Below are 22,835 nucleotides of genomic sequence, written 5' to 3' on the forward strand. Positions count from 1 at the left end.
TACCGACATGTCCGACACCCTGCGCGACCAACTCCTTGGCCTCGGTTTCAAGCCTGCGCCCAAGCCCGAACGCAAACCGGCGCACAAGCCCCCGCAGAAAACCGCAGAGGGCCCGCGTCGCGATGGCAGGCCCGGCAAGGGCAAGCCGGGGCAGGGGCGCGGCCCGTCGCCGTCATCGCAGCGCCACAAGCCGCAGGCCGGCAAGGGCGGCAGCGAAATGGATCTCGCCAAGGCCTACGCCATCCGCGCCCAGCGTGAGAAGGAAGAACGCATCGAGGCCGAGCGCGAGAAGCAGGAAGCTGCACGCCTGCGCCGCGAAGCCCGCGCCAAGCTGGTGGAGTTTTTGGACGGCAAGGCGCTGAACGCCGAAGACGCCGACATCGCCCGCCATTTCGAATACGGCGGCAAGATCAAGCGCATCTACGTCACCGCGCCGCAATTGACGGCGCTCAACGCCGGCGAACTCGGCGTCATCCAGCAGAACGGCCGCTACCTGCTGGTGGATGCGGCGACGCTCGCGGGCGCCGAGGCGATCTTTGCCGAAGCCGTCGCGCTCAGGGCCGACCCGAACGCGCCGGTGGAAGCCGATCCCTACGCCGACCCGCAGTTCCAGGTGCCGGACGACCTGGTCTGGTGAGTGCGGCGGGACCCGGTCACTCCGGGTCGTAATCCAGATTGGATGCCAGCAGCCGTTCCGCCTGCGCCAGCGTGATGCCCTTGCGCCGCGCGTAGTCCTCGGTCTGTTCCTTCGACACGCGACCGACCACGAAATACTGGCTGCCCGGATGGCTGAAATACCAGCCGGACACCGATGCCGCCGGCAGCATCGCGAAGTGATCGGTCAGTACCATGCCCGCGCGATCGGTGGCGCCGAGCAGGCGGAACAACGTGGCCTTCTCGCTGTGTTCGGGGCAGGCCGGATAGCCGGGGGCAGGGCGGATGCCGCGGTATTTTTCGTCGATGAGTTCCTCGACGCCGAGTGATTCGTCCGCCGCGTAGCCCCAGAACTCCTTGCGCACGCGCTGGTGCAGGCGTTCGGCCAGTGTCTCAGCCAGGCGATCGGCCAGCGATTTCAGCAGGATGGCGTTGTAGTCGTCGTGGTCGGCTTCGAACGCCGCCACGCGTTCGTCGATGCCGATGCCCGCGGTGCAGGCGAAACCGCCGACCCAATCGGGCTTGCCGCTGTCCTTGGGCGCGACGAAATCGGCCAGGCAGAAGTCCGGGCGTTCCACCGGCTTGTCGACCTGCTGGCGCAGGTGGTGCAGCACTTCTTGCTTGCCATCGACTACTGCGATGACGTCGTCGCCCTGCGACCACGCCGGCCACAGGCCGACCACCGCGCTCGCCTTCAGCCACTTTTCGTCGACGATGCGTTTCAGCATCGCCTTGGCATCGTTGAACAGTTCGGTGGCCTGCGCGCCGACGATCTCGTCGGTCAGGATGGCGGGATAGCGCCCGGCCAGTTCCCAGGCGTTGAAGAACGGGCCCCAGTCGATCAGTCCGACCAGTTCATCCAGCGGGTAGTCCTCGAACACGTGGATGCCGGGCTGCACGGGCGTCGGTGGCGTGTAGTTCGCCCAGTCGCCATCGAACTTCTGTCCACGCGCCTTCGCCAGCGACACCAGCCGCTTGGCATCGCCCCGGTTGCGGTGACGCTCGCGGATTTCCGCGTAATCGCTCTCGTTGGCGGCCACGAACGGCACGCGCAGCTCCGGCGACACCAGCGACTGCGCCACGTTGACCGCGCGCGAGGCGTCCTTCACCCAGATCGTCGGCGACTTGTAATGCGGGTCGATCTTCAGCGCCGTGTGCGCACGCGAGGTGGTCGCGCCGCCGATCATCAGCGGCATGGTGAACCCTTGGCGCTGCATCTCCTTCGCCACGTGGCTCATTTCTTCCAGCGACGGGGTGATCAGGCCGGACAGTCCGATCATGTCGGCGTTCTCGGCGATCGCGGTGTCGAGGATCTTCTGCGCCGGCACCATCACGCCCAGATCGACCACATCGAAGTTGTTGCAGGCCAGCACCACGCCGACGATGTTCTTGCCGATGTCGTGCACGTCACCCTTGACCGTCGCCATCACGATCTTGCCGTTGGACTTGCCGACGTCGCCACTCTTGAGCTTCTCGGCCTCGATGAAGGGCAGCAGGTGCGCCACCGCCTTCTTCATCACCCGCGCGGATTTCACCACCTGCGGCAGGAACATCTTCCCGGCACCGAACAGGTCGCCGACCACGTTCATGCCGTCCATCAGCGGGCCTTCGATCACGTCGAGCGGGCGCGTGGATTGCAGGCGCGCTTCCTCGGTGTCATCCACCACGTACTGGTCGATGCCGTGCACCAGCGCATGCGACAGCCGCGCGGCGACCGGCTGTTCGCGCCAGCGCAGGTCCTCGACTTTCTTCTCGCCCTTCCTGCCCTTGAACTTGTCGGCGATCTCCAGCAGGCGCTCGGTGGCATCGCTGCGGCGGTTGAGCACCACGTCCTCGACGCGCTCGCGCAGTTCGGCATCCAGGTCGTCGTAGATCGGCAGCGCGCCGGCGTTGACGATGCCCATGTCCATGCCGGCCTTGATCGCGTGATACAGGAAGACCACGTGGATCGCCTGGCGCACCGGTTCGTTGCCGCGGAAGCTGAAGCTGACGTTCGACACGCCGCCGGAGATGTGGCTGTGCGGGAAGCGCGTGCGCAGCTCACGCGCGGCTTCGATGAAATCCACCGCGTAGTTGTCGTGCTCCTCGATGCCGGTGGCGATGGCGAAGCAGTTGGGGTCGAAGATGATGTCTTCCGGCGGGAAGCCGATTTCCTCGGTCAGCAGCTTGTACGCGCGGGAAGAGATTTCGATCTTGCGCTCGGCGGTATCGGCCTGGCCGACTTCGTCGAAGGCCATGACCACGACGGCGGCACCGTAACGCCGCACCAGTCGCGCCTGGCGGAGGAATTCGTCCTCGCCTTCCTTCATCGAGATGGAGTTGACGATGCCCTTGCCCTGCAGGCATTTCAGCCCAGCCTCGATCACGCTCCACTTCGACGAATCCACCATCACCGGGATGCGGGCGATGTCGGGCTCGGCGGCCATCAGGTTGAGGAAGGTGACCATCGCCTTCTCGGAATCGAGCAGGCCTTCGTCCATGTTGACGTCGATGACCTGCGCGCCGTTCTCGACCTGTTGCCGCGCGACCACCAGCGCATCGTCGTAGCGGCCTTCCAGGATCATCTTCTTGAACTGCGCGCTGCCGGTGACATTGGTGCGTTCGCCGACGTTGATGAAGTTCAGCTGCGGCGTGATGACCAGCGGCTCAAGGCCGGACAGGCGCGTGTGACGGGTGAGGGTGTTCATTTCTTAAAGCCTTTTTCCAGGCGGCTCGTGGCACACGAGAAGAATTCGCAGCCTTCCGGGGCGGCGTCCGGGGCCGTGACCCTACGCGGCATGGATGCCGCGTAGGAGCCTACATGGACGTATTCACGGCGTGTCGCGGATACGGATACCCCCACGAAAGCCAACGGTGAAATCATCACGCCGCCTGCTCCAGCTTCGGGCGCTGTCGCGGCGTGACGCCTTCCACCGCCTGCGCAATCGCGGCGATGTGCGCGGGCGTGGTGCCGCAGCATCCGCCCAACACGTTCACCAGACCCGAGGTGGCGAATTCGCCGACGACTTCCGCCATGTCTTCCGGCGTTTCGTCGTAGCCACCGAACGCATTCGGCAGGCCGGCGTTGGGGTGCGCGGTGACGTAGGCATCGGCGATCAGCGAGATCGCCTCCACGTGTGGGCGCAGGTCCTTGGCGCCGAGCGCGCAGTTGAGCCCGATCGCCATCGGCTGCACATGGCGCAGCGAATACCAGAACGCTTCCGCCGTCTGGCCTGAAAGCGTGCGGCCGGAGGCGTCGGTGATGGTCCCGGAGATCATCACCGGCAGGCGTGCGCCGAGTGCGTCGAACGCTTCCTCGATGGCGAATACGGCTGCCTTCGCATTGAGCGTGTCGAACACCGTTTCGACCATGAGGATGTCGGCGCCGCCTTCGATCAGGCCTTCGGCGGCCTCGCGGTAGGCGTTGCGCAGTTCGTCGAAACTGGTGGCGCGGTAGCCGGGCTGGTTCACGTCGGGTGACAGTGAGGCGGTCTTGCTGGTCGGTCCCAGCACGCCCACAACGAAGCGCGGCTTGTCCGGTGTCCTGGCTTCCGCGGCATCGCAGGCGGCGCGCGCGAGCCGGGCACCTTCGCGATTCAATTCGCGCACCAGATGGGTGAGGCGATAGTCGGCCAGTGATACCGAGGTCGAGTTGAAGGTGTTGGTCTCGATGAGATCCGCGCCGGCATCCAGGTATTCCGTGTGGATGCCGCTGATGATGTCGGGACGGGTGAGCGTGAGCAGGTCGTTGTTGCCGCGCTGGTCGTGGCCCTCGCAGCCGCATGCCGGGCCGTGCGCGTGCAGGGCCTCCGGCGCGAACAGGCTGTCGTAGCCCTGCGCGAACCGTTCGCCGCGATAGTCGGTTTCGGCCAGTTCGTGGCGCTGGATCATCGTGCCCATCGCGCCATCCAGCACGAGGATGCGTCGTTCGAGCGCTTCGATCAGCGCGGCGGCCCGTGCGGGGTTGTGCCAGGAAAGTTGGTTCATCTCACTTGGTTCCGATCAGCGAAATCACTTCGAAATGCGGCGGGCGGCGCTCGCGGGTCACGGTGCCGGCGTCCTGCAGTTTCATGCCGGCCTTCTCGATGAACTTCTGCAATTCCTTGTGCGCGAAGCCGAGATTGACGTGGCCGAAGGGTTCCACCGCGCCGGCATGCGCGTGCTTGCCCAAGCTCGACAGCAGCAGACGGCCACCGGGGCGCAGCACGCGGGCGGCTTCGGCGACTGCCTGCGCCGGCTTCGCCGAGTAGGTGAGCGCATGCATCATCACCACGAGATCGAAGCTGCCATCGGCGAAGGGCAGGTCATGCATGTCGCCTTCGTGGACTTCGACATTGGGATGCGGGCGCAGACGCTCGCTGGCGGCGTTGACCACGCGGCGGCTGGCATCCAGACAGACATAGCGGCCGGAATGCGGCGCCAGCAGTTCCGCCAGCACGCCGTCGCCGGATGCGATGTCGAGCACGTCGCCCGGATCGAGCAGCGGTACGGCGGTGCGGGCCAGCGCTTCCCAGGTGCGGCCCGGCGAATAGTGGCGCTCCATGTCGCCGGCCACGCTGTCGGCCCAGTTCTGGTCGCTGGCGCGGGCGGCGAGTACCGAAGGCAGGCGTGCGGCGTCCTGCTCCAGCAGCGGGTCGTGGCTGCCGTCGCGCAGGGCGTGCCAGAGCGTGAGCTGCGCCGCGTCGAGCTGGTCCTCGTCGAAGCGGTAATAGGCCGAGACACCCGAGCGCCGGTCGCGGGCCAGGCCGGCTTCCTTCAACTTGGCCAGGTGGGTGGACACGCGTGGCTGGGCGAGGCCGGTCACCGAAGCCAGCTCGGCCACGGTCAGTTCCTCGCGGGCAAGAAGCGCGAGCAGGCGCACGCGGGTCGCATCGGCGAATACCTTGAGTCGGGTCGACCAGGCTTCGAGATCCATATTTATCTCTTTATCCGGATTCAAAGATAATTGTCGGGCGCGCGGCCCATACGGTCAAGCAGCGTGGGCCTTGGCGATGCGGCGTACTACAATCGCGTTTTCCGGTCAGGACGAGGACGCGCCGTGGATTTCAGCTTCACCGAAGAGCAGTTGATGATTCAGGACGTGGCGCGCCGCATCGCGCAGGAGAAAGTCGGTCCGTCCGCCGAGCACTTCGACCGGAGCGGCGAATTCCCGCTGGAAAACATCCGCCTGATGGGCGAGAACGGCCTGATGGGCATCGAAGTGCCCACCGAGTACGGCGGCGCCGGCATGGACCCGGTGGCCTACGTGCTGGCGATGGTCGAGATCGCCGCGGCCGATGCCGCGCACAGCACGATCATGTCGGTCAACAACTCGCTGTTCTGCAACGGCATCCTGACCCACGGCACCGAAGCGCAGAAGCAGGAATACGTCGGTGCCATCGCCGAGGGCCGCGAGATCGGCGCCTTCGCGCTGACCGAGCCGCAGTCGGGTTCCGATGCCACGGCCATGCGTTGCCGTGCGGTGAAGCAGGCTGATGGCAGCTTCGTCATCAACGGCAAGAAGAGCTGGATCACTTCCGGGCCGGTCGCCAGGTACATCGTGCTGTTCGCGATGACCGAGCCGGACAAGGGCGCGAAGGGCATCACCGCTTTCCTCATCGACACCACCAAGCCGGGCTTCGGCCGCGGCAAGACCGAGCCCAAGCTGGGCATCCGCGCCTCGGCCACCTGCGAAATCGAATTCAACGATTTCGTCGCCACCGCCGATGACGTGCTGGGCAAGGAAGGCGAGGGCTTCAAGATCGCGATGAGCGTGCTGGACGCCGGCCGCATCGGCATCGCCTCGCAGGCCATCGGCATCGCCCGCGCCGCATACGAAGCCACGCTCGCCTACGTCAAGGAGCGCAAGGCGTTCGGCCAGCCGATCGGCGCGTTCCAGATGACCCAGGCCAAGATCGCCGACATGAAGTGCAAGCTGGACGCCTCGCTGCTGCTGACGCTGCGCGCGGCATGGCTCAAGGGCCAGGGCAAGCGCTTCACCACCGAGGCGTCGGTGGCCAAGCTCACCGCATCGGAAGCGTGCATGTGGATCGCCCACCAGGCCGTGCAGATCCATGCCGGCATGGGCTACAGCAAGGAAATGCCGATCGAGCGCTATTTCCGCGACGCCAAGATCACCGAGATCTACGAGGGCACCAGCGAGATCCAGCGGCTGGTCATCGCCCGCAACGAAACCGGGCTGCGCTGATGGTGGAAGCCACGGCCCAACATGCCCATGCGTCCGGCTGCCTGCGTGCACCGGGCGCCGAAGACGATCCCGACATTCCCCTTCCGCCCGCCCGGGCGGACCGGTCGCGTACCCGGCGCTGAGCCTTCTCGCCCTGACCGGCCAACTTTTTCCGCCTGCACAGGTTGAATCGCATGACTTCGAAGAATGCCTCCCCGCGCGCAGCCTCGGCTACGCGTGCCCCTGCGCCTTTGCTCAAGCCCATCCTCGACGCCGCCGGCAAGGGCGACGAAGTGCGCGATCTCGCGGTCGCGCTGTATGACCGCCTTTCGCCGCAGGACATGGCCGCGCATCCCGCCGCCGCATGGGCCGCGCTGGCCCGCGACGCGCTGGAATTCATGCGCGTGCGCAAGCCCGGCAAGGCGCTGATCCGCGTCTTCAACCCCGGCCTCAAGAAGCATGGCTGGGAACTGCCGCGCAGCGTGGTGCAGATCGTCAACGACGACATGCCGTTCCTGGTTGATTCGGTCAGCAACGTGCTGAGCGAGCAGGGCATCGGCGTGCACGCGCTGATCCATCCGGTGGTTCCGGTGCAGCGCGACAAGGCCGGCAAGCTGCAGGCGCTGGGCAAGGGGGATGCGGAATCGGTCATGCACATCGAGATCGACCGCCTCGACACCGCTGACGCCAAGGCGCTGGAAGCCACGCTGGCCCGCGTGCTGGGCGATGTGCGGGCGAGCGTCGAGGACTGGCCGCAGATGCGCGTGCGCATGGAGGAAGCCGCCGACCAGATGCTCGAAGCACCCGGCCCGGTGTCGGCTGCCGTGCTGGAAGAGTCACGCGAGTTCCTGCGCTGGGCCGCCGACAACCATTTCACCTTCCTCGGCTACCGCGAATACAAGGTCGAGAAGCAGGGCAAGGAGGACATGCTGGTGGCCGTCGACGGTTCCGGCCTGGGCCTGCTGCGCGACGAGGATGCCAGCAAGCCGCGTCCGCTGAAGTCGATGGACGCACACCAGCTGCAGAAGTCCGGCGTGCTGGATCCGCTGATCCTGTCGAAGACCAATGCGCGTGCCCGCGTGCACCGCCGCGGCTACATGGACTACATCGGCGTGGTCACGTTCGATGCCAAGGGGCGCCCGCTCTCGGAGAAGCGCTTCATCGGCCTGTTCACGTCGAGCGCCTACAACCGTCGCCCGTGGGAGATCCCGGTGGTGCGCACGCGCTTCGAGCGGGTGATGGAAGGTTCCGGCCTGCCGGCCAGCGGCCACAGCGCGAAGGCGCTCCGCCACATCCTCGAGACACTGCCGCGCGATGAACTGTTCCAGTCCAGCGACGCCGAATTGCTCGGCCTCGGCAGCGGCGTGCTCGGCCTGCAGGAGCGCGTGGACAGCAAGCTGTTCATCCGCCGCGACCGCTACGGCCGTTTTTACTCGGTGCTGGTGTTCGTGCCGCGCGAGCGTTTCAACACCGACATGCGCCTGCGCATCGAAAGCATGCTGAAGGAGGCGCTCTCGGCCGACCACATCGAGAGCCACGTGCTGATGGGCGATTCACCGCTGGCGCAGCTGCACATGATCGTGCGTCCGCGCGGCGATGCCGCGGAGAACGAATTCGACATCGCGGCGCTGGAAAGCGCGCTGGCGGAGATCGTCCGCAACTGGCACGACAACCTCAACGACCTGCTGGTGGCGCGCCACGGTGAAGCCGAAGGCCTGGCGATGGCCAAGCGTTACGGCCGCGCGCTGAGTTCGGCGTACATCGAGCAGGCCAGCCCGGAAGCGGCCGCCGATGACGTGGCGCAACTGGCCGCGCTCGCCGATGCCGACAGCCTCGGCATCAGTCTGCGTACCGATCCGTCTGCGAGCCATTGCGAAGGCTGCATCGAGGTCAAGCTGTTCCGCCGCGGCGACAGCCTGCCGCTGTCCGAAGTGCTGCCGATGCTGGAGCACATGGGCCTGCAGGTGGTCACCGAATATCCGTACAGCATCGTCGCCGATGGCGAGGAACTGTCGATCCAGGACCTGGAAGTGCGCGTCACCGAAGGCGCGGCACTGACCGAGGAAAGCATCGCCTACTTCACCGAAGCCTTTGGCCGCGTCTGGCACGGCGATCTGGAGAACGACGGCTTCAACCGCCTGGTGCTGGGCGCCGGCCTGCGCTGGAAGCAGGTGCAGATGCTGCGTGCCTACTGCAAGTACCTGATGCAGATCGGCGTGCCGTTCTCGCAGTCGTATGTCGAGGCGACGTTCGCGCGCTATCCGTTGCTGGCACGTTTGATGGTCGAGTATTTCGAAGCACGCTTCGATCCGGCGACCGGCAAGGAGACCAAGGCGCAGATCGCCGCCGGCGCCGAGGCCTTCGCTGCGCAGATCGATGCGCTGGCCAAGGGCGATGCCGCCGCGGTGGCCGCCATCAAGCCGGTCATCGATGCACGCAGCGCATCGCGCGAGGCACAGGGCAAGGCGACGCACGGTGCGTTGCTGGCGCTGCTGGACCGCGTCAAGAGCCTGGACGAGGACCGCATCCTGCGCAGCTTCATCGGCGTCATCGATGCCACGCTGCGCACCAACTACTACATCGACTACACCGACGGCCTGCGCAAGGATGGCGGCCCGGCCGACTACCTCGCGTTCAAGCTGGACTGCGCGGCGGTGCCGGACCTGCCGAAGCCGCGTCCGTATCGTGAAATCTGGGTCTGCGGCCCGCGCGTGGAAGGCATCCACCTGCGTTACGGGCCGGTGGCGCGTGGCGGCCTGCGCTGGTCGGATCGCCGCGAGGACTTCCGCACTGAAGTGCTGGGCCTGGTCAAGGCGCAGATGGTGAAGAACACGGTGATCGTGCCGGTCGGCAGCAAGGGCGGTTTCTACGCCAAGCAGCTGCCGGACCCGGCGCTGGACCGAGACGCATGGTTCAACGAAGGCGTCGCCTGCTACAAGCGCTTCATCAACGGCCTGCTCGACATCACCGACAACCTGTCGACTGAAGGCAAGGTGTTGCCGCCGACCGGTGTGGTGCGCCATGACGGCGACGATCCGTACCTGGTGGTCGCCGCCGACAAGGGCACAGCCACGTTCTCCGACATCGCCAACGGGATTGCGCAGGCGCATGGCTTCTGGCTGGACGATGCGTTCGCCTCGGGTGGCTCGGTCGGTTACGACCACAAGGGCATGGGCATCACCGCGCGCGGTGCGTGGGAATCGGTCAAGCGCCATTTCCGCGCGCTCGGCCGCGACAGCCAGAAGCAGGACTTCACCTGCGTCGGCATCGGCGACATGTCGGGCGACGTGTTCGGCAACGGCATGCTGCTGTCGAAGCACATCCGCCTGGTCGCCGCGTTCGACCACCGCCACATCTTCCTTGACCCGGATCCGGATGCCGCGAGCTCATTCAAGGAACGCGCGCGCCTGTTCAAGCTGCCGCGTTCCTCGTGGGCGGACTACGACGCCAAGCTGATCAGCAAGGGCGGCGGCGTGTTCTCGCGTGCCGAAAAGTCGATCAAGCTGGGCCGCGAGATCAAGGCGGCGCTGGGCATCGATGCGGAAGTGGAGGCGCTGAGCCCGAACGAGCTGATGTCGGCCATCCTGAAATCGCCGGTCGACCTGCTGTGGAACGGTGGCATCGGCACCTACGTCAAATCGAGCCACCAGAGCAATGCCGATGTCGGCGACCGCGCCAACAACGGGCTGCGCGTCAACGGCGAAGACCTGCGCTGCAAGGTGGTGGGCGAGGGCGGCAACCTCGGCTTCACCCAGCTGGGTCGCGTCGAGGCGGCGCAATGCGGCGTGCTGCTCAACACCGACTTCATCGACAACTCGGCGGGCGTGGACACCTCGGACCACGAGGTCAACATCAAGATCCTGCTCAATGGCGAAGTGCAGAAGGGCCGCCTCAAGCTGCCCGAGCGCAACAAGCTGCTGGCTTCGATGACCGATGAAGTCGCCGGCCTGGTGTTGAACGACAACTACCGCCAGAACCAGACCCTTTCGCTGATGGAGCGCATGGCGCAGAGCCGCCTGGGTTCCAAGATGCATTTCATCCGCACGCTGGAATCGCTGGGCCTGCTCGACCGCAAGATCGAGGACCTGCCGAGCGATGCCGAAGTCGCCGAACGCAAGGCGCGTGGCATGGGGCTGACCCGTCCGGAGCTGTCGGTGCTGCTGTCGTACTCCAAGCTGGTGGCGTTCCCGCAGCTGCTCGAAAGCGACGTGCCGGAAGACCCGTACCTGTCGAAGGAACTGGTGCGCTACTTCCCCGAGCCGCTGCAGGCCAAGTACGCGAAGGCGATGGAAGGCCACCGCCTGAAGCGCGAGATCATCGCCACGGCGGTGACCAACTCCACCATCAACCGGATGGGCTCGACCTTCCTGATGCGTATGCAGGAAGACAGCGGCCGCAGCATCGGTGACATCGCCAAGGCCTACACCATCACCCGCGAAACGCTGGATGCACGCGACCTGTGGGTGCAGATCGATGCGCTCGACGGCAAGACTGCGGAGTCGGTGCAGATCGATGCGCTGCAGGTGATCTGGGAAGTGCAGCGCAGCTTCACCCGCTGGCTGCTGTCGCGCCCCGGTGCGATCCCGGGCATCCAGCAGGCGGTCGAGCGCTACCACGACGGCTTCCGCGACATCCGCGCGGGCGAGAGTATCCTGCCCGACTCTCAGCGCCCGGCCTACGAGGCGGCGCGCAAGGAATGGCGTGGCAAGGGCGTGCCGGCGGCCTTGGCCGACCAGCTGGCCGCGCTGCCGTACCTCGAACCCAGCCCGAACATCATCGAGCTGGCGCGCGAACGCAAGATGCCTGCGGTCGAGGTGGCGAAGGTCTACTTCCGCCTGGGCGATGCGTTGCGTGAGCCGTGGCTGCGCGAGCAGATCGAGGCGCTCAAGGTGGACGGCCGCTGGCATGCGGTCGCGCGTGGCGTGTTGCGCGACGAGCTGGCCGCGCAGATGCGCAAGCTCACCGACCAGGTGCTGGCGATGCCGGGCAAGGATGCCGCGGCCAAGGTCACGGCCTGGCTGGAACGCGACGACCCGACCCTGCGTTTCACGCTGTCCATGCTCAACGAGCTGGCCACGCAGAAGACGCTGGACTACCCGACGGTGTCGGTGGCGGTGCAGCGCCTGGCCCAGCTGGCCAGCCGTGGCTGAGCTTCAACGCAGGCGTGATGACGGAACGGGGCCCTATGGCCCCGTTTCGTTTTGTGTAAGGGCGGGATGGCGGAGCTTCGCGCTATCCTCGGCGCATGACGACGCCCCGCATCGCCTTCCTCGCCAGTCCCGCCGAAGATGCGCAGGTCGCGCTGGTGGCGCTCACCGCCGCGCATGGCCAGCATCTTCCGGCCGATGCGGACATCCTGGTGGCGCTGGGCGGCGATGGCTTCATGCTGCAGACGCTCCATCGCCATGGTGATCTCGGCAAGCCGGTGTACGGCATGAAGCTGGGCACGGTCGGCTTCCTGATGAACCAGCATCGTGTCGAAGACCTGCTGCCGCGCCTGGCCGCAGCCGAGCCGGCGGTGCTGAAGCCGCTGGAGATGGTCGTGCAGACCGAGTCCGGCGCACGCGTCGAATCGCTGGCCTACAACGAAGTCTCATTGCTGCGACAGACCCGGCAGGCGGCGCACATCGCCATCGAGCTCAACGGGCAGGACCGCCTCGACGAACTGATCTGCGACGGCGTGATGGCCGCCACGCCCGCAGGCAGCACGGCCTACAACTTCTCCGCCGGTGGCCCGATCCTGCCGCTCGGGGCCAATGTCATGGCGTTGACGCCGATCGCCCCGTTCCGCCCGCGCCGCTGGCGGGGCGCGGTGCTGAAGGCGACGACGGAAGTTAAATTCCGCATCCTCGACCCCTACAAGCGGCCGGTCAGCGCCACCGCCGATTCGCACGAAGTGCGCGATGTGCTGGAAGTGACCATCCGCGAATCCGCGCGACATACGGTGACCTTGCTGTTCGATCCCGAGCACAACCTCGAAGAACGCATCCTCAGCGAGCAATTCATCGCATAATCGAGCGCTCGACCGCCGCTGCGCGGGCGGATTCCAAAGGCGGGGAGTGACACAGGCAACGTGGAACAGATTCCTCCCGCATCCATGGGCACGCGCAACTGGCTGCGCGCCACCGCGCGCGGGCTGCATGCGTGGGGCTGGGGCATTGTCGCGCTGCTGTTTGGCCTGGCGCTGACAACCTGGATCGGGCATGTGGAATGGGGTCGCGAGCACCGCGACCAGGAACGTGCCTTCAAGGAAAGCGTGGATGCCATCGAGTTCGCGCTGCGCAGCGAGTTGCAGGCCTGCGAACTGGTGATGCGCTCGATGCAGTCGCTTTACCTGGCTTCCGAACGGGTGTTGCCGGATGAATTCGCGTCCGCCTACGAAAACCTTGAGGTGCGCCGGCAGCTGCCCAGCCTGCAGGCCCTGTCCTTTGCCGAGCGCACCACGGACGAGGTGAGTGGCGAGGCGCACTTCATCATCCGCCAGGTCGAGCCGCATATCCCTTCGAACGAGGGACTGGTAGGCCTGGACATCAACGGCCAGCCCGCGAGTCTGGCCGCCGCCCGCAAATCGCACGATACGGATGAGATGGTGATGTCGGCGCCATTCCGGCTGGCGCAGGCCCCGAGGACAGCGTCCACGAAGAGCGGCATGGTGCTGAGGTTGCCCGTGTTCGCACCCGGGCGCGTGCCGACCACGGTCGATGAGCGACGCATGCGTATCCGCGGCAGTCTGGGCGCGTCGTTCATGATCGAAACGCTGGCGCGGGATGCGCTGGAAGACGCGGTCGGCAGCCGCATGCAGGCCAGCCTGTACGACGTCACCGATGGCGCCCGCATCCTGCTGTACCGCAACCGCGACAACCCGCCGGAGACCAACGCGCTGCGTGCTTCGCGCGAGATCAGCTTCGGGCAACGGACCTGGCGGCTGGAACTGGTGAGCGCGATCACCGACAGCGGGATGCCGGCTTGGTTGCGCATCGTGCTGATCGGCGGCGTGTCGAGCCTGCTGTTCGGCGCACTGGCGTGGTCGGTGGCGGGCACGCGCCGCCATGCGATCGAGCTGGCGCAGACGGTCGGCGACCGCTACCGCGCCAGCGAGGAGCGTTTCCGGCATCTCAACGAACTGCTGCCGACGCTGGTCATCCTGTTCGACCGCGAGAGCGGCACGGTGACCTATGCCAACCAGGTGGCACGCCATCACCTGGGTATTCCCGAGGCCGGCACGCCGTTCTCGGCGATCGTGCCCGACCGCGTGGTCGACCGCCTGGCGCAGGCCGGTCCCGGCCAGCAGGTCACCAGCGAAGTGCAGATGCGCTCGATCCGCGGGCACGAATTCTGGGCCAGCATCGTCGCCAGCCAGATCGTGCTGGATGGGCGGCCGAAATGGCTGATGGTGGCGACCGATGTCTCCGAGCAGCGTCGCCTGACCGAACGCCTCAGTTACGAGGCCAGCCACGATGCCCTGACCCGCCTGCCGAACCGCCAGGAATTCGAATCCCGCCTGCACCGCGCGCTGATGTCGTCGGATGCGAGCCTGAAGGCGCTGCTGTTCATCGACCTCGACCAGTTCAAGCTGATCAATGACACCTCCGGCCACATGGCCGGCGACCAGTTGCTGGTGCAGTTGTCGATGACGATGCAGGAGCAGTTGCGCGACCACGACGTGCTCGCGCGCCTGGGCGGCGATGAATTCGGTGTGCTGCTGGAAGGCGTGGCCGACCGCGAGGAGGCGATGCGCATCGCCGAGAACCTGCGGCTGGCGATCGATGGTTATGTGTTTGTCTGGGACAACCGCAGCTACATCACCACGGCCAGCATCGGCGGCACCCTGTTCCATGCCCGCAGCGCGCCGTTGAAGGAGCTGCTGGCACAGGTCGATACCGCCTGCTACACGGCGAAGGACGCCGGTCGCAACCGCGTGCATTTCTATTCCGATGACGATGCGGCTTCGCAGATACGCCGCGGCGAGATGGACTGGGTCAACCGCATCCGCTGGGCGCTGGAGGAGTCGCGGCTGGTGCTGGCCTATCAGGAAATCCAGTCGATCCCGCACGCGAAGAACGACGACGTCCGCATCGAACTGCTGCTGCGCCTGTCGGACGAGGAGGGACGGCTGGTACTGCCGGGCGCCTTCCTGCCTGCGGCAGAGCGCTACGGCCTGATGCCGCGCATCGACCGCTGGGTCATCGACACCGCGCTGGCCAACTTCGACCGCATCCATCCGGCCGGCAAGGGCTTGAAGCTGTGCTCGATCAACCTGTCGGCGGCGAGTCTCGAGGACGACGACCTCATCGACTTCATCCTCGAAGCCATCGAGCGCCACGAGATCGATCCGCGCCGGATCATGTTCGAAATCACCGAGAACGTGGCCGTGCGTGACCTGGGCCGGGCATCGCGGCTGATTTCCTGCCTGCGCGCGGCCGGCTGCTGCATCGCGCTGGACGACTTTGGCGCCGGCATGTCGTCGTTCGGCTATCTCAAGAACCTGGGCATCGACACCATCAAGATCGATGGCGCCTTCGTGCTGGACCTGGAGCACGATGCGGTCTCGCATTCCATCGTCCGCGCGATCACCGAGATCGGCCACCAGCACGGGCTGGACGTGGTGGCGGAGTGGGTCGGCAATCCGGCGCAGGTCAAGGTGCTGGCGGGGCTCGGCGTCGATTACGTGCAGGGCTTCGGCATCCATCGCCCGCAACTGGCCCAGCTCGACCAGTTCCAAGGTTGAGCGTGTGTCGCAGTCCGCGCGACAGCCGCCGTGCATGATGCCGCCATGAACACGATTCCCCATCCGCCGCTGGTTGTCGCCATCACCGCACGCGCGCTGTTCGACATGGAGGACAGCCACGACCTGTTCCAGCGCGAAGGCGTGGCGGCTTTCAGCGCCTACCAGCGGGCGCGCGAGGACGAACCGCTGGCACCGGGCATCGCGTTTCCGCTGGTGCGCAAGCTGCTGGCGCTCAACCATGGCGCGCCGAACGGTGCGCCGCGGGTCGAGGTGATCCTGCTCTCGCGCAATTCCGCCGACACCGGCCTGCGCATCTTCAATTCCATGCAGCACCACGGCCTCGACATCCGCCGCGCCACGTTCACTTCCGGCGCGCCGGTCTGGCCCTACATCAAGCCCTTCGGTGCGCAGCTGTTCCTGTCGGCCAATCCGGAGTCGGTGCGGCGGGCGCTGGAAGCCGGCGTCGGCGCGGCGACCATCCTGCCGGCAGGCGCGGCGGAATCCCGCCATGACCAGTTGCGGATCGCCTTCGATGGCGACGCGGTGGTGTTCGGCGACGAGAGCGAACGGGTCTCGCGCGAACAGGGGCTGGAAGCCTTCGGGCTGCACGAGCAGGAACGTGCCCGCGAGCCGCTGTCGGGCGGCCCGTTTCGTGGCTTCCTGCAGGCCTTGCACGATCTGCAGCAGGATTTCCCGGCGGGCGATGCGGCGCCGATCCGCACCGCGCTGGTGACCGCGCGATCAGCGCCGGCGCATGAACGCGTGATCCGCACGCTGCGCGAGTGGGATGTGCGCCTGGACGAAGCGCTGTTCCTGGGCGGGCGCGACAAGGGCGCGTTCCTGGAAGCCTTCGGCGCCGACATCTTCTTCGACGACTCGCTGCACAACATCGACTCGGCACGTCGGCATGTCGCGGCCGGTCATGTCCCGCATGGCGTGGCGAACGACGGCACGCCGCCCGTCTAGACGATCAGTTCGAAGGCGGCAGCCGGATGTCGCTCAGCCGCCAACGCAGGCCTTTGCGTTCGAACACGAAGCCGACCGGCTTGCCATCGGCGCTGTCCACCGTGGCGACGAAGCGCGAAGGTGATTCGAAGCGCTTGCGGGCATTCTTCAGCGGATCGTAGGCGACGGGTCCTGCGGTCACGCCGCCCTCGGGTTCGACGTTGCCGGTGGCACGCTGCACCAGCGCATGGCCCTGCAACAGCACGGCGATGCCGGTGGGCGAGATCATCGCGTCCACCGCATTGTTCGACAGCATGCCGGCGACGCCCGATGCCGCGCCGCCTGCCATCTCGGGGCCGAAGCGGCGACCGATCTCCCGCGCGATGCGGGCTTCCAGCTGCGCGCGCAGGTTGGCACGCAGGGCCGGGTAGTCCACATGGCGCTCCAGCTTCGACACATCCCGCGTGTCCATGGCCTGCTGGATGCCGCGGATGGCGATGAACGGCCCCGCCGCGATCCAGCCGGCGAGCAGCAGCACGATGAGGATGGCGAGCGCGATCAGGCGTTTGGCGGTCTTGGACATGTCAGAACTCAAGATCGAGTGAGGCGCACAGGTAATCGACGAAGGGGGCGAGGCGCACCAGGTCGGCTTCCAGCGTTTTGCGCAGGCCGGCACCAGTCATGATGGCATCGTCGAGCGGACGCACCAGCGCGAAATTGCGATGGCGCAGATCGTCCAGATGCACGAAGTCGGCCGGGAACCCGGGCGGTGGCCGCACCAGCATCTCGGTCGAAGCCAGATCGAAGCGCATGCGCAGCGTCTTGTCGTGCGCGGCACGCGCCCAGCCACCGGGGTTTTCAAAAATGAACTGGCGGACCTTGCGCTGCGTATGTGTCTCCGGGTGCCAGAGCCCGGCCCCGACGAAACTCGCGCCGGCTTGCAGGTGGATATAGAACGAAGGCGCGGCGACCTGCTTGCGGCGCTCGTGGAAGAGCCGCGCACCCTGCCAGGATTTGTACGGTGTCTTGTCGCCGGCGAAACGCGTGTCGCGCTGGATGCGGAACATCGAACCACCGACCGGCTTCGGTTCGCTGCGGAAGTGCGGGCTGATCGCAGCCAGCGCCGGTTGCAGGTCGGTCAGCAGCCGCTGGAAGGGCGCGCGGACGTGGGCTTCGTATTCCGCCTTGTGATCGAGGAACCAGGCGCGTTCGTTGTGCCGGGCAAGGCCACGCAGGAACTTGAAGCTGGCATCGCTGAAATAGGCGCTCATGCGACTTCGGCCTCGCGTTCGTCGCCCCACAGCGACAGGTGCTCAAGCAGGTCGAGCTTGTCGGCATGTCCGGCGTGGACTTCGCGCAGGGTCTCGATCTCCGCGCGATAGGCCGCCAGCGACAGTTCGGCCAGGCCCGCATCGCCCGACAGCCGTTCGCGCCGATAGTCGTACCAGCGCGCCTGCTCGTCGAAGTTGAGCGTCGAAGGCCAGTTGCGTGCGCGGTAACGGAACAGCAGCTCCTGCAGGCGCGGATCACGGAAAGCGAAATCGGCACTCGCCAGTAGATGCGGCGGCGTGGCACGGACCTGGTTGGCGAGCCGCTTGTCGCCCTCGGGAATGAAGCCGTCGTAGAGCGCGCCGTCGGCATCGCAGGGCGGGAAGTCGTTGCCACGCGCATAGACCTGCCGGATTTTCTCGGCCAAGGCGGGACCGGCGTCACGCAGGCGTGCGGCGCGTTCTTCCACCAATGCCGGATCAATGCCGAGGCGGGCGAAATCGGCCTCACGCAGATGCGACCACTCCACCAGCGCGGGGCAGCGGTTGGCGTGGACTTCCTTCAGCGCGATCCGTTGTTCGCCTTCCGGCAGATCGGCTTGGGCGATGTAGAGGCGGGCGGCGATCTGCTCGGCGGTCAACGCCAGCAGCGGCTCCACGTCCTGCGCCAGGTCGAACACCACCACGCGGTTGTCGATATTGGGATGTCGCGTCAGCGGAATGACCGGCGCCGCGCACAGCCGCGAGGCCGGGAAGCGCTGCGAGACATGCAGCAGCGGCTGCATCGCGAAGGCATCCAGCATCCGCAATGCCCGCTTCTTGTCGCGCAGGTCGAGTGCGTATTCCCACAGTTTCGGTTGCGCAGTCTTGAGCTGGCGGGCGAGGCCGATCAACGCACGTACGTCGGACAGCGCCTCGTGGGCCATGCCTTCGCGCAGGCCGTTGTCTTCGGCCAGATGCTCAAGCTTGAAGCTGGTGCCCTTGCCGTCGTCGCGCTGCCGCCAGGTGATGCCATCCGGTCGCAGCGCATGGGCGAGGCGCATGACATCAAGCAGGTCCCAGCGTGAATTGCCGCCGCGCCACTCGCGTTCATAGGGGTCGTAGAAGTTGCGCCAGAAACCGAAGCGCATGAACTCGTCGTCGAAGCGCAGCGAGTTGTAGCCGACGCTGCAGGTCTCCGGTCGCGCCATCTCGTCGAAGATGCGCGCGATGGCGTCGGCCTCGATCACGCCATCGCGCCACGCCTGCTGCGGGGTGATGCCGGTGACCATCGTCGCACCCGGCGAGGGCAGCAGGTCGTCGGCGGGTTGCACGAAGAAGCTGATCGGCTCGTCGACCACTTCCAGATCGGCATTGGTCCGGATCGCCGCGAACTGCGCGATCCGCGTGCGGCGCGGATCACTGCCGAAGGTTTCGAGATCGTAGAAAAGGAACGTGGCGGGCATCAGGTTTCCGCAGGCAGCGGCGCCAGCCGGCGTTCGACTTCTGCATCCACCCATGCCCAGTCGATGTCATCCAGCGAGGCCTTGCCGCGCGTGGCATCGACCAGCAATTCGCGCTGCACGCGACCGCGTTCGAAAGCAGTGGCGTAAGGCAGGCGCATGAAGCTGACCATGCTGTAGCGCGGCACGAAACGCCCCGGATGGCGTTCGGCCAGTTTCAGTTCCAGTGCGCGCTGGATGAGGTAGTCGTCATCGTCCACGCGGTCGCGCATTTCCAGATAGTTCTCCAGCGCCATCGCCTGGATCGCGCGGGCATTCGGGGCGCGCTCCTGCTCGTAGGCGGCGAAGGCGGCTTCTAGACTGCCGGCATCGGCGATGTGCGTCGCCAGCGACACGCAGTCTTCGAAGGCGCAGTTCATGCCCTGGCCGTGGAAGGGCACCATCGCGTGCGCGGCATCGCCGACCAGCACGGCCTGTCCGCCGAAGCGCCATTGGTCGAGGTAGAGCGTGGCGAGCGTGCCGACCGGATTGCGTTCGTAATCGGTGATCAGTTCCGGGATAAGCGGGATAGCATCGGGGAAGTTGCGTTCGAACAGGGCGCGTGCGTCGTCGCCGCTCTCGACGGTGGCGAAGCTGGGCGATGCGCCTTCGTTCGGCATGAACAACGTGACGGTGAAAGTGCGCTCGTCATTGGGCAGCGCGATGCACATGTAGCGACCGCGCGGCCAGATGTGCAGGGCGTTGGGCTCGATCTGGAAACCGCCATCGAAACCCGGCGGAATCTCCAGTTCCTTGTAGCCGTGGCCCAGCCATTCGGTGCGTGCGCCGAGCGGCGCGACGGCCTCCATCGCGCCACGCAGGGTGGAGCCCGCGCCGTCGCACCCGAGCAGCGCATTGAAGGCGTGGCGATGCTCGCGGCCATGCGTATCGCGGAAGGTGGCGATGCCGGCATCGAAATCCACATCGGCCAGGCCCTGGTCGAAATGCATCACCGCGCCGGCGGCTTCGGCGGCCTCGATCAGGGTGATGTTGAGTTCGCCACGGCTGATCGACCAGATCACTTCGGAATCATCGCGGCCATAACGCTGCAGCTGTGGTTCGCCGCCGAGCGGATGCACCATGCGGCCGCGCATCATCACTGCCTGCTTCAATACTTCGTCATCGGTGCCGGCCTGGCGCAGGGCGTGCAGGCCGCGTTCGGCCAAGGCGAGGTTGATGGAGCGGCCGCCCGCATAGCCGTCGATGCGCGGATCGCCGCGGCGTTCGAACACTTCCACCCTGAAGCCGCGCTGGGCGAGCAGGGTGGCGAGCAATGCGCCGGCCAAGCCGGCGCCGACGATGGTCAGGTGTCGCTCAATGGGCATCGATCCATTCCCTGGCCGCCTGCGCGAAACGCAGCACGTCCTCGTGGTTGTTGTAGAGCGGGGCGGGCGAGATGCGGATCACGTCCGGTTCGCGCCAATCACCGAGCACGCCGCGTGATTGCAGGTGGGCGAAGAGGGCGCGTCCGGCATCGCGTCCGGCCTTGACCCGCAGCGACAGTTGCGCGCCGCGTTGCGTGTCGTCGCGCGGGGTGATGCTTTCGATGGCGTCGCTCAACCGTGTGTCGATGAGTTGTTCCAGATAGCCGGTAAGGCCGCGGGACTTGTCGCGCAATGCGGTCATGCCCGCACGCTGGAACTGCTCGACGGACGCACGCAGGGGCGCGAGGCCGAGGATCGGCGGGTTCGACAGCTGCCAGCCATCGGCGCCGGGCGTCGGGTTGAACTCCGGCCCCATGCGGAAACGCACATCCTGGCTGTTGCCCCACCAGCCTGCGAAGCGCGGGCGTTCGGTGCGTGCGTGACGCTCGTGCACGAAGCAACCGGCGACCGCGCCCGGCCCCGAGTTCATGTACTTGTAGTGGCACCAGACCGCGAAGTCCGCGCCGCTGTCGTGCAACTTCAATTCCAGATTGCCGACGCCATGCGCCAGGTCGAAACCGACGATGGCGCCTGCTTCATGGCCGAGGCGGGCGATCTCCTTCAGATCGAACGCCTGCCCGGTGCGGTACTGCACGCCGGACCACAGGATCATGGCGAGGCGCGGGCCGTTCTCGCGGATCGCGCGTTCGATCGCTTCCATCGAGAACACGCTATGCGGCAGGTCGGGTTCGACTTCGATCAGGGTGAGATGCGGCGGCAGCCCGCGATACTTCAGCTGCGACTCCACCGCGTAACGGTCGGACGGAAAGCTGCCGGCTTCGATCAGGATCGCGGTGCGCTCGATGGTCGGCTGGTAGAAGCTGACCATCATCAGATGCAGGTTGGCGGTCAGCGAATTCATCGCCACCACTTCATGCGGCTGCGCACCGACGATGGCGGCGAGCGGTTCGCGCACCAGCTCGTGGTACGGCATCCACTGCGCCTGGCCGGTGAAATGGCCTTCGACGGCTTCGGTCGCCCACTTGTCCAGCACTTCCTCGACATGCGCGCGGGCGCCCTTCGGCTGCAGGCCCAGTGAATTGCCGGCGAAGTAGGCCTGTTCGTGGCCTTCGTGCATCGGGATCAGGAACTCGTCGCGGAAACCACGCAGCGGGCAGGCGGCATCCCGTGCGCGGGCGTAGGCGATGTTGAAGATGTCGTCGCTCATGCAAACCTCGAAGCCGGCAGGCCGAGCCATTCCAGCGCGGTGCCGTGATAGAGCCGCGCCTGCACGGACGCATCCAGCTGCAGGCGATCGATGCCTTCGCCCGGCGTCTGTTCGCCGAGCGGGAAGGGGTAGTCGGTGCCCAGCATCACCCGGTCAACACCGCAGGCATCGAGCAGGTAACGCAGGGCCAGATCGTCCGCGACCCAGGAATCGAAATACAGGCGCTTCAGGTATTCGCGCGGGTTGCGGAAGTTGTCGGTGGCGACGAGATCCGGCCGCATGCGGAAGCCGTGCTCGATGCGCCCGATGGTGTAAGGGAAGCTGCCGCCGCCGTGCGCCATGCAGACTTTCAGCTTCGGCAGCCGTTCCAGCACGCCGCCGAACACCAGGCAGCACGCGGCACGCGCCTGTTCGGCCGGCATGCCGACCAGCCACGGCATCCAGTATTTCGGCATCGAATCCGCACCCATCATGTCCCACGGATGGATGAGGATGGCCGCGCCCAGTTCCGCAGCCGCTTCGAAAAACGGAAACAGTTCCGGTGCGTCGAGGTTCCAGTGGCCGCCGTCGGGCAGGTGGATGTGCGAACCGATCTGCACGCCCTGCAGGCCCAGTTCGTCCATGCAGCGCTCAAGTTCGCGGATCGCCAGCTGCGGCGATTGCAGCGGCACCGTGCCGATGCCGGCGTAATGGCGCGGATGCGTGCGCACCGTGTCCGCCATGTGGTCGTTGAGCGCGCGATGCAATTCAAGCGCGTGGTTGGCCTTGGCCCAGTACGAGAACATCACCGGCACCGTGGACAGCACCTGCACCTGCACACCGAAGCCGGCGTATTCGTCGATGCGGATCTGCGGGTCCCAGGTCTTCGGCCAGATCTCGCGGAAGAACTTGCCGTCGCGGTAGATGCGCGAGCGGCCGTCCTCGCCGTGGTGGATCACCGGGAAGCGGGCGTCGCCGTATTTTTTCGCCAGGTCCGGCCAGTCGCGCGGCAGGTAATGGGCGTGGATGTCGATCTTGAGCAT

At 66.4% G+C, this 22,835-nt stretch carries 15 protein-coding genes; 6 read left to right on the plus strand and 9 right to left on the minus strand.

The features are described 5' to 3' along the window. The first annotated feature begins 7 nt into the window (after positions 1-7). Complete coding sequence (locus DCD74_RS03870) at positions 8-637, plus strand: DUF2058 domain-containing protein (RefSeq protein ID WP_112926156.1); 630 nt, start codon at positions 8-10, stop codon at positions 635-637. A gap of 16 nt (positions 638-653) precedes the next feature. On the opposite strand, the gene metH is transcribed toward DCD74_RS03870, so the two are convergent. The 3 genes from metH to DCD74_RS03885 all read right to left on the minus strand — a co-directional run bounded on the left by metH (position 654) and on the right by DCD74_RS03885 (position 5,548). Then, positions 654-3,341 carry a methionine synthase gene (gene metH, locus DCD74_RS03875; RefSeq protein WP_112926157.1) on the minus strand — a complete coding sequence of 896 codons (2,688 nt, stop codon included), beginning with the start codon at positions 3,339-3,341 and terminating at the stop codon, positions 654-656. A gap of 175 nt (positions 3,342-3,516) precedes the next feature. Further along, positions 3,517-4,620 carry a homocysteine S-methyltransferase family protein gene (locus DCD74_RS03880; RefSeq protein ID WP_112926158.1) on the minus strand — a complete coding sequence of 368 codons (1,104 nt, stop codon included), beginning with the start codon at positions 4,618-4,620 and terminating at the stop codon, positions 3,517-3,519. Between the two features lies 1 nt (position 4,621). Continuing rightward, positions 4,622-5,548, minus strand: a complete 927-nt coding sequence (locus DCD74_RS03885) for an ArsR/SmtB family transcription factor (protein WP_112926159.1) — start codon at positions 5,546-5,548, stop codon at positions 4,622-4,624. Between the two features lie 153 nt (positions 5,549-5,701). On the opposite strand from DCD74_RS03885, the gene DCD74_RS03890 reads away from it, so the two are divergent. From DCD74_RS03890 to DCD74_RS03910, 5 genes are all read left to right on the plus strand, one after another. Then, positions 5,702-6,820, plus strand: a complete 1,119-nt coding sequence (locus DCD74_RS03890) for an acyl-CoA dehydrogenase family protein (protein ID WP_407072222.1) — start codon at positions 5,702-5,704, stop codon at positions 6,818-6,820. 173 nt (positions 6,821-6,993) lie between these two features. After that, the gene (locus tag DCD74_RS03895; protein WP_112926161.1) at positions 6,994-11,949 is read left to right on the plus strand and encodes an NAD-glutamate dehydrogenase; all 4,956 of its coding nucleotides are present in this window, start codon (positions 6,994-6,996) and stop codon (positions 11,947-11,949) included. Positions 11,950-12,044: 95 nt separating this feature from the next. Beyond that, a complete protein-coding gene (locus tag DCD74_RS03900) occupies positions 12,045-12,812 on the plus strand; it encodes an NAD kinase (protein WP_112926162.1) in 768 nt (255 codons plus the stop codon). 84 nt (positions 12,813-12,896) lie between these two features. After that, positions 12,897-15,527, plus strand: coding sequence for a bifunctional diguanylate cyclase/phosphodiesterase (locus DCD74_RS03905; RefSeq protein ID WP_112926163.1), 2,631 nt, complete (start codon positions 12,897-12,899; stop codon positions 15,525-15,527). 45 nt (positions 15,528-15,572) lie between these two features. Next, a complete protein-coding gene (locus DCD74_RS03910; RefSeq protein ID WP_112926164.1) occupies positions 15,573-16,493 on the plus strand; it encodes a 5'-nucleotidase in 921 nt (306 codons plus the stop codon). Between the two features lie 4 nt (positions 16,494-16,497). Here DCD74_RS03910 and DCD74_RS03915 read toward each other — a convergent pair whose 3' ends face one another. From DCD74_RS03915 to DCD74_RS03940, 6 genes are read right to left on the minus strand one after another with little or no spacing between them, the layout of a single operon-like run. Then, complete coding sequence (locus DCD74_RS03915; protein WP_112926165.1) at positions 16,498-17,055, minus strand: DUF2939 domain-containing protein; 558 nt, start codon at positions 17,053-17,055, stop codon at positions 16,498-16,500. Between the two features lies 1 nt (position 17,056). Then, positions 17,057-17,743: a DUF2461 domain-containing protein gene (locus tag DCD74_RS03920; protein WP_112926166.1), complete on the minus strand. Its 687-nt coding sequence runs from the start codon at positions 17,741-17,743 to the stop codon at positions 17,057-17,059. Next, on the minus strand, positions 17,740-19,185 hold the full coding sequence (gene sbcB, locus DCD74_RS03925) for an exodeoxyribonuclease I (protein WP_112926167.1): 1,446 nt from the start codon (positions 19,183-19,185) through the stop codon (positions 17,740-17,742). The genes DCD74_RS03920 and sbcB overlap by 4 nt, the downstream gene beginning before the upstream one ends. Beyond that, on the minus strand, positions 19,185-20,546 hold the full coding sequence (locus DCD74_RS03930; protein ID WP_112926168.1) for an FAD-dependent oxidoreductase: 1,362 nt from the start codon (positions 20,544-20,546) through the stop codon (positions 19,185-19,187). Before DCD74_RS03930 ends, sbcB begins: the two co-directional genes overlap by 1 nt. Continuing rightward, positions 20,536-21,813 carry a kynureninase gene (kynU, locus tag DCD74_RS03935; RefSeq protein WP_112926169.1) on the minus strand — a complete coding sequence of 426 codons (1,278 nt, stop codon included), beginning with the start codon at positions 21,811-21,813 and terminating at the stop codon, positions 20,536-20,538. The genes DCD74_RS03930 and kynU overlap by 11 nt, the downstream gene beginning before the upstream one ends. Beyond that, the gene (locus tag DCD74_RS03940) at positions 21,810-22,835 is read right to left on the minus strand and encodes an amidohydrolase family protein (RefSeq protein WP_112926170.1); all 1,026 of its coding nucleotides are present in this window, start codon (positions 22,833-22,835) and stop codon (positions 21,810-21,812) included. The genes kynU and DCD74_RS03940 overlap by 4 nt, the downstream gene beginning before the upstream one ends.

This window comes from Lysobacter oculi, from assembly GCF_003293695.1.
GTDB lineage: Bacteria > Pseudomonadota > Gammaproteobacteria > Xanthomonadales > Xanthomonadaceae > Solilutibacter > Solilutibacter oculi.

Bases quoted from the DNA above. Each gene is read 5' to 3' on its own strand.
- DCD74_RS03870 (WP_112926156.1), top strand. From the start codon at position 8: ATGTCCGACACCCTGCGCGACCAACTCCTTGGCCTCGGTTTCAAGCCT.
- metH (WP_112926157.1), bottom strand. From the start codon at position 3,341: ATGAACACCCTCACCCGTCACACGCGCCTGTCCGGCCTTGAGCCGCTG.
- DCD74_RS03880 (WP_112926158.1), bottom strand. From the start codon at position 4,620: ATGAACCAACTTTCCTGGCACAACCCCGCACGGGCCGCCGCGCTGATC.
- DCD74_RS03885 (WP_112926159.1), bottom strand. From the start codon at position 5,548: ATGGATCTCGAAGCCTGGTCGACCCGACTCAAGGTATTCGCCGATGCG.
- DCD74_RS03890 (WP_407072222.1), top strand. From the start codon at position 5,702: ATGATTCAGGACGTGGCGCGCCGCATCGCGCAGGAGAAAGTCGGTCCG.
- DCD74_RS03895 (WP_112926161.1), top strand. From the start codon at position 6,994: ATGACTTCGAAGAATGCCTCCCCGCGCGCAGCCTCGGCTACGCGTGCC.
- DCD74_RS03900 (WP_112926162.1), top strand. From the start codon at position 12,045: ATGACGACGCCCCGCATCGCCTTCCTCGCCAGTCCCGCCGAAGATGCG.
- DCD74_RS03905 (WP_112926163.1), top strand. From the start codon at position 12,897: ATGGGCACGCGCAACTGGCTGCGCGCCACCGCGCGCGGGCTGCATGCG.
- DCD74_RS03910 (WP_112926164.1), top strand. From the start codon at position 15,573: ATGAACACGATTCCCCATCCGCCGCTGGTTGTCGCCATCACCGCACGC.
- DCD74_RS03915 (WP_112926165.1), bottom strand. From the start codon at position 17,055: ATGTCCAAGACCGCCAAACGCCTGATCGCGCTCGCCATCCTCATCGTG.
- DCD74_RS03920 (WP_112926166.1), bottom strand. From the start codon at position 17,743: ATGAGCGCCTATTTCAGCGATGCCAGCTTCAAGTTCCTGCGTGGCCTT.
- sbcB (WP_112926167.1), bottom strand. From the start codon at position 19,185: ATGCCCGCCACGTTCCTTTTCTACGATCTCGAAACCTTCGGCAGTGAT.
- DCD74_RS03930 (WP_112926168.1), bottom strand. From the start codon at position 20,546: ATGCCCATTGAGCGACACCTGACCATCGTCGGCGCCGGCTTGGCCGGC.
- kynU (WP_112926169.1), bottom strand. From the start codon at position 21,813: ATGAGCGACGACATCTTCAACATCGCCTACGCCCGCGCACGGGATGCC.
- DCD74_RS03940 (WP_112926170.1), bottom strand. From the start codon at position 22,835: ATGCTCAAGATCGACATCCACGCCCATTACCTGCCGCGCGACTGGCCG.